Here is a 12,584-nt window from a genome sequence, read left to right on the forward strand (position 1 = left end):
CGTTTGCCCGGCTTCGTTTTATTCTTCTTTCTTCATCTGCTCGCCCATCTCGTAGATATCGGACATCAAGATCGCGTCGTCCTTTTTCTCGGCGTACCATTTGGCGTAGAATTCGTCCACCTGCGCGCCGCCGGCTTTGTCCCAGACGCTCTGCGCATCGGCGATAAACTTGTCGACCGCCGCTTCGCCTCCGCCGCTGACGATCGTCTGCATCGCCATATCGAGGATCGTCTTGTTGGCGTTGGTGTTGATCGTCGCCAGATTCTGCGGCAGCAGCGGCAGGTAAGCGCGCTGCGTGATGCCGACCATCGGGCGGGACGGGTCCATGTACGCTTCGACCGCTTCGTCGTAGATCTTGATGTAATCCTGCTCGGCCGGCGTCGGATTCACTTTGTTTTTGATCCCGTAGTTTTTGCCGATCAGCGGGGTCAGCATGCTCATGTCGCGGTTGTATTCGAGTTCCGTTTTGTTTTTCTCCGGGTCGATCGCTTTGGCGCGTCCGTCCGAAGTCTTCTCGTAATGCACGCCTTCGATGCCGTTCTGGATCGTATTCGTGTATTTGTCGCTGACCATGAAATCGATCATCTTCATGACGGATTCCGGATCTTTGGCCGACGCGTTCACCATGCCGGTCATCTGCACCGGGCTGCTGAGCGTCGGGCTGTAGCTGCCGAATTCCGTCTTCGGAAGCGCCATCGCGATCACTTCGGCGTCCGGCACGTTCTGCTTGAGAGCCTCGTACGAGCTGACGTCCGCGCCGTTGCTGCCGTAGATGCCGAGCTTGCCCGAGATCCACATCTGCTTCTGCTTCTCGCCGTTCTTGTCCGTCACGAAGTCTTTGTCGACCACGCCGGCGTCGTACAGCTTCTGCTGGAACGCGATCGAAGCGCGGATCCGGTCCCAATCGTGCACGACCTGATCGTTCTCCAGCACCCACGGAGTCTGGTCTTCGCCGAACAACGTAAAGCCCGTGCCGAACATATGGTTCAAAATGATGCCGGCCACGAAGCTGAGTCCCGTTCCTTCGGTATTGGCCTGTCCGTCGCCGTCCGGGTCTTTCTGCGTGAACGCTTCGGCGACCGCGAGGAATTCTTCCGGCGTCTTCGGCACGTCCAGCCCCAGTTTGTCCAGCCAGTCTTTGCGGATCAACAAATAATGCTGCGGCGTCAGTTCCATCGGGCGGCCGACCAGATACGTTTTGCCGTCCTCCATCGTGCCCGCCTTCTTGAGCGCCGGATATTTCTCGAGCATCGCTTTGTATTGCGTGCTGTGCTTAGCGATCAGATCGTCCAGCGGCATGAGCTGTTTCTGGTTATAGAGCTGCCCTTGATAAGCCGTATCGTATTCGAAGATCAGATCGGGAGCCTGCCGCGAAGCGAACAGCACGTTGAACTTCTGAAGCGATTCGAACCGCGGTACCGTCACGTATTTCACGTCGACCGGCCCGTTCTCGTTGACCCATTTGGTCCAGCGGTTGTTGTCCATCGTGCCTTCGGCGGACGGCACCTTGCCGCGATCATAGAGGGAAACGGTGATCGAACCGCGTTTCTCGGCGGCCGCTCCGTCTTTGCTTTCGGCTTTCGTCGAACCTCCGCCGCTGCCGCAGCCTGCCGAGGCGAGCGCGAACGTGACGGCCAGCGCGGCGTATACGGCTTTGCGGGCGGTACGGGCGGTACGGATCGCGGACAATCTTTTTCTTGTCATGCGGGATAACCCCCTTCGGATATGGATGCGCCCTCGGCGCGTTCTTGCAACCCCTTACATTTTGCCGGAAAAAGAATCGAAACAACTCGGCTTCCGTACATGCGGCGAGCGGCGCGTTGTTCCGAACGGTCGAGACGGTTCAGCCTTTGATCGCGCCGATCGTCACGCCTTTGACGAAATACCGCTGCAGCAGCGGATACACGATCAGCATCGGCACGATCATGACCATGATGCCCGCGGCTTTGATGCCTTCCGGCGTAATGTTGCTGACCTGCTGGGTATCCATCGTATTGATCTCTTGAAGCACCGACTGGCTGCGTACCATCTGCTGGATCAGCACCGTGAGGTTCAGTTTCTCCGGACTGTTGATATAGATCATCACGTTGAAGAACGAATTCCAATAATACACGCCGTAGAACAATCCGATCGTGGCGAGTACGGGCAGCGACAGCGGAAGCACGATCCGCAGCAGCAGCCTCCATTCCCCGGAACCGTCGATGCGCGCGGCTTCGACCAGTTCTTCGGGGATATTTTCGAAAAAGGACCGCATGATCATCATGTTGTACGTGCTGACCAGCGCGGGCAGCCACAGCGATCCGTAATTGTTGACCAGTCCGAGCGAGCTGACCACGAGATACGTCGGGATCAGGCCGCCGGTGAACAGCATCGTGAACACGATGGCGAGCGAGATCCAGCGGCGTCCGTAAAATTCGCGGCGGGCCAGCGGATAAGCGGCGCAGATCGTTACGACCATGCTCAGCGCCACGCCGACGACCGTGATCAGTACGCTGTTGCCGAACGAACGCAGAATCGGCGTGCCTTCGAACAGCAGCTTGTACGATTCGAACGTGATCTCCCGGGGCCACAGCGAGACGAAGCCCGACAGGACGGCATTCTTGCCGCTGAGCGACAACGACGCCAGATGCAGCAGCGGCAGCAGGCACAAGATGCCGGCCAGCGTCAGCAGAATATAATTGAACAGGTAGAACGTACGCTCTCCTCTTGTCGATCGCATGAGGTTTCCTCCTTCTCAAGATGCCGGATGCCGGTTTACCACAGCCCTTTGCCGAAACGTCGGGCAACGGCGTTGGTCATCAGCACCAGCACGAACGCCACCAGCGATTCGAACAACCCGAGCGCCGCCGTCAAGCTGAACTGTCCGCCTTGCAGGCCGATCGCGTAGATGTAAGTGCTGATGACCTCCGAGATGCCGGAGACGATCGAATTCTGAAGCACGTACACCTGATCGAATCCGACTTCCATCACCCGTCCCATCGCCAAGATCAGCATGATGACGATCGTCGGCGCGATGCCGGGCAGCGTGATATGCCGGATCTGTTTCCATTTGCCCGCTCCGTCCATCGACGCCGCTTCGTACAAGCTCGGATCGATCGAGGTCAGCGCGGCCAGATAGATGATGGCGCTGAACCCGGCGTCTTTCCAGATGCCCGATCCGAGGAAAATGGCAACCCACGAAGTCTCGTGGAACAAAAACGCGAACGATTGTCCGGTCAGCTTCTCCAGCAGCACGTTGACGATGCCGGATTGGGCGAAGATCGTGACCACGAGACCGCCGACGATGACCCAAGAAAAGAAATGCGGCAGATAGACGAGCGTCTGCACCGTTTTCTTGAACCATTTGCGGCGGACTTCGTTTAGCATGATCGCGAGCATGATCGGAAACGGAAACGCGATCACCACGCTGAGCACGCTCAGCAGCAGCGTATTGCGGATAATCTGAAGCGACTGCGCTTGGGTGAACAGCATGCGGAAATTGTCGAATCCGACCCACTGGCTGCCCCATACGCCTTCATAGAACGTGTAGTTCTTGAACGCGATGACGAGGCCCGCCATCGGAGCGTACTTGAATACGAGATAGAACACGATGACCGGGACGAACATCAGCCACAGCGGCATGTTCGTTTTGAAACGCTGCGTGTGCCAGAAGCGTCGGCTCGGCGCCTGCGATTGCTGGCGCAGCCGAACTTCTTTGGCGGGATTGGCTTTCATGCCGGAACCTCCTTTTTGCGGCCGGGCCGGGAGGGAGGTGCGCTGCCGTCCGCTCCGTGGCCTTCTGAGTAAGCGTTATCATTTTAGGCTTGGGTCTGTCTGTCGAAAGGGCCGTTTCTGCCTGTTACGATACCGCTCGGGAAGGCCCGGAGCAATATTCAGTTTTCGCGTTTATCGGTTATAAAGCCCGCCGCTGCGCGGTTCTTGCGAGAAGCGCGGATTGCGGGCGGCTGCGCGAATCGGGTTAATCGGGCGGGCGGCGGGAAGAGTGCTGACAGGTGCAGGAAAGTATCTTCGCGGCAGGTATCTGGTCGCCGGGGAAGATGCGGATCGCGGCGATGGATTGGACGGCGGAATACCGGATAACCTTGCGTCGCGTCGACAAATCATTGCACCATCCACGCCGCGCCGATCCGTTAGACGGCGGGACGGATTCGGATCGCCGAGAGATCAATGCGTCGTCAGGCCTATAAGGATTCGGCAGACGACCCGATCGCCGGAAGACGAATACCTTAGCAAGAAACCGCCGCGCCTTGCGCTCCATCCAAACCTGCCGAATCGCCGAATCGATCAAGCAGATCGAACCGTCGCGACCAAATTCTCCTCGTCAATTTGCCGTTTCAGCCTCCTGCAAACCTCTTTTCCGGAGTCGTTCTTTTTCTAACGGATCACAGATTCCTTAGAGCCTGTTTTTGCCCGCTTTTTTACGGCTAACGGATCGTAGATTCGTTAGCCGCAAAAAACGGGGGGAAATTCTCGAAAAATCACCTTTTTTCCGCTCTAAGCGTCATCTCGTTCCGTTAGAAATCCAACCTGCCCGAAAATCCGTTCTAAGCGTCGCCTCGTTCCGTTAGAACCTCGACGGAGCCGGCGGCTGTCCGAAAAGCGCTGGATTCCGCTGCGGTTCCGGCACGATTGATCGTCCGTGAATCGAAAACGAGCCGCCGGCCTCTCAGCCGGATTCCGATTCGAGGATGATCCGCATCTGCCGGGCCAGATTCTCGCCCATGCGGATATGTCCGTCGTCGGACGGATGGATCAGATCGCAGGACAAGCCGCCCGGATCGTCGAGAATCGTATAGCCTTCCAGCAGATGCAGAAATCCGTCGTGATTCATTCTTCGCGTTTCTTCGCGCAGGATTTCGTTGAATAATAGATCTTGTTCGCGCGCTCTAGGCGATTCGCTCCCGAGCGTGGCGAAATTCGGATAGATCGTCGTCAGAAAGATCGGTTTGTCGGGATGCGGGCCGTCGATCAGACGTTCCAGCGCATAACGCACCCGGCCGCGGAATTCGCGGCCGTCCATGCCGTCTCTCATATTGACGCCCAACTCGAGAAAAAGGATGCTCCAATCGCGCCGATCCGCGATCCAATCGATCAATTCGGGCTCGCATAGGCAGGAGCCGCTCATGCCGAGGTTGTGCAGATCGAGTCCCAGCCGCCGGGCCGCCTGCTCGATATACGCCGAGCGGCTCTGTTCGCCGCCGTGCGTGATCGAGGAACCGTAGGCGAGCAGGCTCGCCGCCGGCAACTCGCCGGGTTCCGGCGGCCGTACAGCTTCGCCGAAAGCGTTCAGGCCGTAATACACGGCCTCGCCCCGGGCGAAGCGGACGCGCCAGACATTCGGCGCGAACCCCGACGCCGACAGCTCGGCGGCGTCGGCGGTCCGAAGGCGCGGCGGCGCGGTCAGCCGCAGCACGGCAATCCGGCCGGCTTCCAGCCGGTGCTCGGAATGGAACATTCCGCCGCAGTACACGGCGACGGCACCATCCTGTGCCGGCAAAGCCAGAGTCACGTCCACGGTCTGCGAGGACGTGACGAAGCGCAGCTCGCAGCCGGTCGATTCGGCTGCGATAAAGCGCCCGCGCGCCCCCAGCCGCGCGCGGAGCGAAGCGGGGATGCGGCGGATGTAGACGCCGCCCGCAGGCGCCGGCTCCAATTCGGCCGCGCCGTGGAAAGCGACGCCGTCCCGAATCAGGACGGCCGGCACGGCACTCGGCTCCGCCAAACCGAACGCGGCCTGCGCCGCGTTTTCCGCGCGCAGGTTCAGCGATCCGTTCCCGCTCGCTGCCGCCGAATCGGCCTGGCTCGACTCGGTCTCGTCGCTTCCCGCACGCGGACTCCGCTTTCCGTTTCCGCTCGCCTCCGTCGAATCGGCCTGGCTCCACTCGGTCTCGTCGCTTCCCGCACGCGTACTCCGCTTTCCGTTCCCGCTCGCTGCCGCCGAATCGGCATCGCGCCGAAACTTCTCGCCGCTTGCCACGCGCAGAACCGGCGACCCTTCTCCTTTTTTCTCCGCTAAATCGTTATCGGGCAACTCGTCGTCCTTCCGAACTTCAGCCGCTTCATCCATCCGAACGTTCTCCTTCCGCGAGATATTCCGCCGCTTCCTGCCCGCTGCGCCCTGCGCGAGCCGCGTGCTCCGCTTCGTTTGCCGCCCCGAAACGCCCTCCGCCGTGCTTCGTCGCTTCCACGAGCAGCAGCAGCGCCATCGACTGGCCGTAAGGCATCGGGCAGATCGGAATATCGCGGTATTCTTGCAGCGTGCGCCCCATGCCCGTTCCGTAAGACACGCCCTGCACGACGCCGTCTTCGCCGATCTGCGACAGCACGTAATCCAGCGCCCGCAGCGCCGAATCCCGATATTTTTCTTCCAGATAACCGCGACGATAAGCTTTTAACAAACCGTAAGCGAAAGCGGCCGTCGCCGACGTTTCGAGATAAGAATCCGGCTCGTCGAGCAGCGTATGCCATGCGCCTTCCGGCGATTGCAGCTCCAACAGCTTGTCCGCTTGGCGTCGCAGCGACGACAGCAGGAACATCCGCACGCCTTCGGGCTGCCGGGTCATATCGAGGTAATCGACCAATCCTGCCGTATACCACGAATTGCCGCGCGCCCACAGCGCTTTCGCGAAATGATGTCCGCCTTCGAGAAACGTCCATCCGTGGAAAAACAGCCCCGTCGCCGGGTCCGTCAAATATTTTAAATGCACCAGAAACTGCCGTACGCTCTCTTGGATACAGTTCTCGTCTTTCAGCAGCACGCCCATCCGGGCCACGAACAGCACGGTCATGTACAGCGTATCGTCCCAGAGCTGTCCGACGTTCGCGCTGCCGGTCACTTCGTGCTGGATGCCGCTTTCCGGCGTTCTCGGCATATCGTTCAGTACGTAATCCAGCCATTCCCGGCACAGATCGAGATAATCCGGCCGCCCGGTCTCTTCGGCGAGATAGGTCAAGGTGAGCATCGGGCACATCGTATTGACGTTCTTGTCCGGCAGTCCTTCCGCGATCCGCGCGTCGAACCAATCCGTCAGAAACTTGAGCAGCGCCCGGTCCTCCGTCTCGCGATAATAACCGTACAGCGCGAACAGCCCGACGCCCTGCGGCCATTCCCAGTTCTGCATCGAGATAATGCCGATCGGAGCCGTTTCCCGAATCGAGCCTTTCATATCCTGCATGCGTGCGATGACCCGGCGGATCGTATGTTCCAGATTTTCTTCGGTAAGCGTTATCATAAACGAATTCCCCTCTTTTCGTGTGGTCTTCCCTGCGAGTGTAGGCTCCGTGTTCCGACGACGTAAATAGACAAGAATCGCGTTTATGCGCCTATCCGCGAAAAAAGCCGCTTCCCTTGCAGGGAAGTCGGCCCGATCTTCAATAGGATGCCGCCGCGAGCGTAGGCCGAGAATGCAAGCTCGCCGAAATGCGATTTAGGATTCGGCGTTCAAAAGAGACAAGTCATGAGCGAAGAGCATCCGTTTCTTCTGCCGGTTCCGTATTTTCGGTTCGGTCGACGCCTTCCGTTTCGGCAGCCTGTCCGCAGACCAGCGTCACGCCGCGCCCGCGCAGGAACGCGGTCCACTCTTCCGCCGGCGGCCGGTCCGTCACGACGAAGTCGATGTCTCCGAAATCGAACAGCCGGATAAACGCCAACCGGTCGAACTTGGAATGATCCGCCACGAGAATGACTTTGTTGGCCTGACGGCGCATCAGCAGCTTCAATTCGCTCTCGGCTTCGTTGGAATCGCAGATGCCGCCGTTCATCGACAGCGCTTTGCAGCCGAGCAGCGCCACGTCGGCGTTGTAGCGTTCGATCGTGCGCGCCGCGTCCGGGCCGACGAACGAACTGGTCGACGCGCCCAGCGTGCCGCCGGTGCCGATCAGCCGATGTCCCGACTGCTGAAGCGCGGACAGCGCCACCAGCGAGTTCGTGATCAACGTCAGATTCTCGCGCCGCTCGGCCGCCATCCGCAGCGCTTCGAACGCCGTCGAACTGGTATCCGCCATGATGCTGTCGCCGTCGTGGATCAGTTCGAGCACCTGTTCGGCGATGATCCGCTTGGCTTCGAGATTCAGATCGTGCCGGCTCGCGTACGAAGGGTCGCGGTTGGTCGGCGCGCTGAGGACGGCTCCGCCGTAGTTTTTCTGCGCGACCCCTTCTTTCTCCAGCTTGTCGAGATCGCGGCGCACCGTCTCTTCCGACACGCCGAACGTCTGCGCAAGCGCCGACACCTGCACCTTCTTGTTCCGATACAATTCGTTGACGATCCATTCCCGTCTTTGTTCCGCTTTCATCAAGCATCCGCTCCCATAGTCGTTTGTGTTCTAAAGCTAGCACGAAAACCGCAAAACCACAATAATTTTCTTTTTTAAAGCATTAAAAATCATTAAAACCACAAAATATACCGATATTATTGTGGTTTTAATGTTGACTTTGACCGATGATAAAACTAAGATGAGATTAAACCCGGCGCATGTCCGTTTTGCGATTCTTTTCCCGAACGATTCCGGCGCGTTTCTTTTTATTTTTATGAAAACGCATACTTAAAAACCTTACCTTTATTGTTGATAAGGTCATCCGCGCTTACGGAAAATTCGCCGAACGGGACTTCCCGGCAGCTCGATCCATATAAAGGAGGAACGTCATGTCATCCACAGCTCCAATCGCACAGCAGTATCCGAAAATCGGGATTCGCCCTACCATCGACGGAAGACGCAGAGGGGTACGCGAATCGTTGGAAGAACAAACGATGGGAATGGCGCGGCGCACGGCCGCTTTCTTGCAGGAGAATCTGCGTTACCCGGACGGTTCGCCGGTCGAATGCGTCATCGCGGACAGCACGATCGGCGGCGTGGCGGAAGCTTCGGCGGCGGCGGCCAAGTTCAAACGCGAGAACGTCGGCGTCTCGATCACGGTCACGCCTTGCTGGTGCTACGGTTCGGAGACGATGGATATGGACGCTTCGATCCCGCACGCGGTCTGGGGCTTCAACGGCACGGAGCGTCCGGGCGCGGTCTATCTGGCGGCGGTTCTGTCGGCTTACGCGCAAAAAGGCATTCCGGCGTTCGGCATCTACGGCGAGGACGTGCAGGATTCCGGCAGCGAAGAAATTCCGCAGGACGTGCAGACCAAACTGCTGCGTTTCGCCAAAGCCGCTCTGGCGGCCGCCATCATGCGGGGCAAAGCTTATCTCTCGATGGGTTCGGTCTCGATGGGCATCGCCGGTTCGATCGTGGACGAGACGCTGTTCCAACATTACTTGGGCATGCGCAACGAATACGTGGACATGTCGGAATTCATCCGCCGCGTCGAAGAAGAGATCTACGACAAAGACGAATACGAGAAAGCGCTGGCTTGGACCAAAGAAAACTGCAAGCTGGGCGCGAACAATAACCCGGAGCATCTGATCATCAGCGACGAAGAACAAGCCAAGCAGTGGGAATTCGTGGTCAAAATGACGATCATCGCGCGCGACCTGATGGTCGGCAACCCGCGCCTTGCGGAGCTGGGCTTCGAAGAAGAAGCGAACGGCCATTACGCGATCGCGGGCGGTTTCCAAGGCCAGCGCCAATGGACGGACCATTTCCCGAACGGCGACTTTATGGAGACGATCCTCAACTCCTCGTTCGACTGGAACGGCAAACGCGCGCCGTATATCGTGGCGACGGAGAACGACAGCCTGAACGGCGTCGTCATGCTGTTCAACCATCTGCTGACCGGCACGGCGCAGATCTTCGCGGACGTGCGCACGTTCTGGAGCCCGGCGGCCGTGGAACGCGTGACGGGACACAAGCTTTCGGGTCCTGCGGAAGGCGGCCTGCTGCATCTGATCAACTCCGGTTCGGCGGCGCTGGACGGAACGGGCGAGCAGGAGATCGACGGGAAGCCGGCGATTAAACCGTTCTGGGACGTGACGGACGAAGAAGTCTCGCGCACTTTGGAGAAAACGCTGTTCCGTCCGGCTTCGCAGGAGTATTTCCGCGGCGGCGGTTTCTCGACGGATTATCTGACGCGCGGCGGCATGCCGGTCACGATGGCCCGCCTCAATCTGGTCAAAGGACTCGGCCCGGTGCTTCAGCTCGCGGAAGGCTACACGGTCGATCTGCCGGAAGACGTGCACCGCACGCTCGACGAACGCACCGACCCGACTTGGCCGACGACGTGGTTCGCGCCGAAATTGACGGGCAAAGGCGCGTTCGCCAGCGTCTACGACGTGATGAACAACTGGGGCGCCAACCACGGCGCGATCAGCTACGGCCATATCGGCGCCGACCTGATCACGCTCGCGTCCATCCTGCGGATTCCGGTCAGCATGCATAACGTCGAGGAGCAGGACATCTTCCGCCCTCGCGTCTGGTCGCTGTTCGGCACGGACAATCTCGAAGCGGCGGACTATACCGCTTGCCGGAATTTCGGGCCTCTGTATTAGGAGAACGAGTTACAGGTTCCGAAGGACGAATGCGGGAACGCGTCCGTTCTTCGGAAATTCATCGGAAAGCAGGGAACGCGCATGAGTCCACACGCTCATTCCAACGATCGGGACGAACAGGCTTCTCCGCAGCGGAATTCTTCTATTAAAAGGGTGCTGGCCGTCGACCTCGGCGCCAGCTCCGGGCGGGTGATGCTCGCGGACTTCGACGGCTCCGAACTGACGCTGCGCGAGATTCACCGCTTCGACAACGCGCCGGTCGAAGACGGCGGCGGACTGTATTGGGACGCCGACGCGCTGCTGGCGGAGATCAAAGCCGGAATTCGGCTGGCCGCCGCCGAAGGAGAACCGATCCTCAGCGTCGGCGTCGACACTTGGGGCGTCGACTACGGCTGGATCGGGCATGACGGCAAGCTGCTGCGCCGTCCGCATCATTACCGCGACGCCCGCATGGCGCGGCATGCGGCAGAACTGGAGCGCCGACTGCCGCGCGGCGAGCAGTTCCGCTTGACCGGCAACCAGCCGGATACGATCAATACGGTCTATCAGCTCTTCGCGGATCTCGAAGAAGAACGGGAACTGCGCGAGCGCGCGGCGCGTTTCCTCATGATGCCGGACCTGTTCCATTACGAACTGTCCGGCGTCATGGCCGCGGAGCGCACGATCCTCAGCACCGGCGGCCTGCTGGCAGCCGGCGGCGACGTGCCCGCCGCCGAAGCGCTGGAGCGGCTGGGCATTCCCGCCGCTCTGCTGGCGCCGGTGGTGCCGTCCGGCACCGTGCTCGGCCAACTGCGGCCGGAGCTTCAGGCGGAGCTGGGCTGCGGCCCGCTGCGCGTCGTGGCCGGGGCTTCTCACGACACGGCTTCGGCCGTGGCGGCGGTGCCGTACGGCGCGTGGCGCGGGGATTCGGCGCTCGCGGCGCAGGCCGCTGAGGCAGCGGCGGACGGGCAGATTAAAGCGGATGAGTTCGCTCGGGAACCGGGCGAAACGGCGGACGCGGGTGCGGCGCGCACAGCAGAGCGCGCGGATTCGGTTGGAAGAGCAGCGCGCGAGGTCGCCGCAGAACCGGGCGAAACGGCTTTGGCCGCTGCCGGAAGCGCGTTCGAGCGCGGCGCGGCAGGCGGCGGTTCGGGGCGCGAGGTTGCGCGCGCGGTGTCGGACGACGATTCGGGGCGCGAGTTCGAGCGCGCGACATCGAACGGCATTTCGGCGGCCTCCGACTCGGCCGCCGGGGAACCCGCCGCAGCCTTTATCAGCTGCGGCACCTGGTCCATCGCGGGGCTGGAGACCCCGCGGCCGGTCTTGAGCGAAGCCGCCTTAGCGCGCGGCTTCACCAACGAGGGCTGCTTCGGCGGCGGCAACCGCCTGCTGAAGAACATCACGGGCCTGTGGCTGCTTCAAGAATGCCGCAGGCACTGGAACGCCGAAGGCCATGGATTCAGCCACGCCGATCTCGCGGCGCTGGCCGAACAGGCCGGGCCTGCGGCCTCGCGGATCGATCCGGACGATCCGCGCTTTGCCGCTCCGGGCGATATGCCGGAGCGGGTCAGGCAGTACTGCCGGGAGACCGCGCAGCCGGTGCCCGACAGCCCGGGCGAGATCGCGCGCGTCGTCGTCGAGAGCTTGGCCGATGCTTACGGCCGGGCGATCGACGAGCTGGAAGCGATCTCGGGCCGCGCGATCGCCGCGGTCCATCTCGTCGGCGGTGGCAGTCGCAACCGCCTGCTCTGCCGCTTGACGGCGGAGCGTACCCGCCGGCCGGTGATCGCCGGCCCGGTCGAAGCGAGCGCGGCAGGCAGCGCGCTCGTCCAACTGGCCGCGCTGGGCGAATCAGATTTCGCCCGCCGGGCGGAGATTATCGAGCGTTCGTTCGAACTCGAACGCTTCGAACCGCTCCCGCACGCCGAGGAGCATAAATCCCCCAGCCAATTCTGAAGTTCCAACAATCCGAAGTTAAAAATGCTGACGATATGCACATATTTTCCGCCTAAATCAGGGGTCTGCCGTGAATTGTTGACGCAGCGTCAACAATACCGCCCCTTTCGGCTCTCTATTCGCATTTTTCGTCGAATTTTTTGACCAAATGCACACATTTTATGAGATTCGCTCTTTTTCTACACGAAATGTTGACCAAACGCACGCATTTTCAATTTGCTT

8 protein-coding genes are annotated in these 12,584 nt (G+C 60.4%); 2 read left to right on the forward strand and 6 right to left on the reverse strand.

Annotated elements, in window-relative coordinates; genetic code table 11:
* Window positions 1–18: 18 nt before the first annotated feature.
* From CDO73_RS25010 to CDO73_RS25035, 6 genes are all read right to left on the reverse strand, one after another.
* Window positions 19–1,704 (reverse strand): extracellular solute-binding protein, encoded by a 1,686-nt coding sequence (locus CDO73_RS25010; RefSeq protein WP_088491224.1) that lies wholly within the window; start codon window positions 1,702–1,704, stop codon window positions 19–21.
* A gap of 139 nt (window positions 1,705–1,843) precedes the next feature.
* A complete protein-coding gene (locus CDO73_RS25015) occupies window positions 1,844–2,719 on the reverse strand; it encodes a carbohydrate ABC transporter permease (RefSeq protein WP_088491225.1) in 876 nt (291 codons plus the stop codon).
* Between the two features lie 35 nt (window positions 2,720–2,754).
* Entirely contained in the window at window positions 2,755–3,714 is a 960-nt protein-coding gene (locus CDO73_RS25020) for an ABC transporter permease (protein WP_088491226.1), read from the reverse strand.
* Window positions 3,715–4,666: 952 nt separating this feature from the next.
* Window positions 4,667–6,067 (reverse strand): SGNH/GDSL hydrolase family protein, encoded by a 1,401-nt coding sequence (locus CDO73_RS25025; RefSeq protein WP_088491227.1) that lies wholly within the window; start codon window positions 6,065–6,067, stop codon window positions 4,667–4,669.
* Window positions 6,060–7,232: a beta-galactosidase BglB gene (gene bglB, locus CDO73_RS25030; RefSeq protein ID WP_256972847.1), complete on the reverse strand. Its 1,173-nt coding sequence runs from the start codon at window positions 7,230–7,232 to the stop codon at window positions 6,060–6,062. The genes CDO73_RS25025 and bglB overlap by 8 nt, the downstream gene beginning before the upstream one ends.
* Window positions 7,233–7,455: 223 nt before the next feature.
* Entirely contained in the window at window positions 7,456–8,292 is an 837-nt protein-coding gene (locus CDO73_RS25035; protein WP_088491228.1) for a DeoR/GlpR family DNA-binding transcription regulator, read from the reverse strand.
* A 350-nt stretch (window positions 8,293–8,642) separates the two neighbouring features.
* Between CDO73_RS25035 and CDO73_RS25040 the strand changes: the two genes are divergently transcribed.
* Both CDO73_RS25040 and CDO73_RS25045 read left to right on the forward strand, forming a co-directional pair.
* The gene (locus tag CDO73_RS25040; RefSeq protein ID WP_088491229.1) at window positions 8,643–10,427 is read left to right on the forward strand and encodes an L-fucose isomerase; all 1,785 of its coding nucleotides are present in this window, start codon (window positions 8,643–8,645) and stop codon (window positions 10,425–10,427) included.
* An 81-nt stretch (window positions 10,428–10,508) separates the two neighbouring features.
* Window positions 10,509–12,362, forward strand: coding sequence for a rhamnulokinase (locus CDO73_RS25045; RefSeq protein ID WP_088491230.1), 1,854 nt, complete (start codon window positions 10,509–10,511; stop codon window positions 12,360–12,362).
* Window positions 12,363–12,584 lie beyond the last annotated feature (222 nt).

Source organism: Saccharibacillus sp. O23 (assembly GCF_002205895.1).
Classification (GTDB): domain Bacteria; phylum Bacillota; class Bacilli; order Paenibacillales; family Paenibacillaceae; genus Saccharibacillus.

What these genes read in the sequence shown, in the direction of transcription:
- CDO73_RS25020 (WP_088491226.1), bottom strand. Translation starts at nt 3,714, where the DNA reads ATGAAAGCCAATCCCGCCAAAGAAGTTCGGCTGCGCCAGCAATCGCAG.
- CDO73_RS25010 (WP_088491224.1), bottom strand. Translation starts at nt 1,704, where the DNA reads ATGACAAGAAAAAGATTGTCCGCGATCCGTACCGCCCGTACCGCCCGC.
- CDO73_RS25025 (WP_088491227.1), bottom strand. Translation starts at nt 6,067, where the DNA reads ATGGATGAAGCGGCTGAAGTTCGGAAGGACGACGAGTTGCCCGATAAC.
- CDO73_RS25015 (WP_088491225.1), bottom strand. Translation starts at nt 2,719, where the DNA reads ATGCGATCGACAAGAGGAGAGCGTACGTTCTACCTGTTCAATTATATT.
- CDO73_RS25045 (WP_088491230.1), top strand. Translation starts at nt 10,509, where the DNA reads ATGAGTCCACACGCTCATTCCAACGATCGGGACGAACAGGCTTCTCCG.
- bglB (WP_256972847.1), bottom strand. Translation starts at nt 7,232, where the DNA reads ATGATAACGCTTACCGAAGAAAATCTGGAACATACGATCCGCCGGGTC.
- CDO73_RS25035 (WP_088491228.1), bottom strand. Translation starts at nt 8,292, where the DNA reads ATGAAAGCGGAACAAAGACGGGAATGGATCGTCAACGAATTGTATCGG.
- CDO73_RS25040 (WP_088491229.1), top strand. Translation starts at nt 8,643, where the DNA reads ATGTCATCCACAGCTCCAATCGCACAGCAGTATCCGAAAATCGGGATT.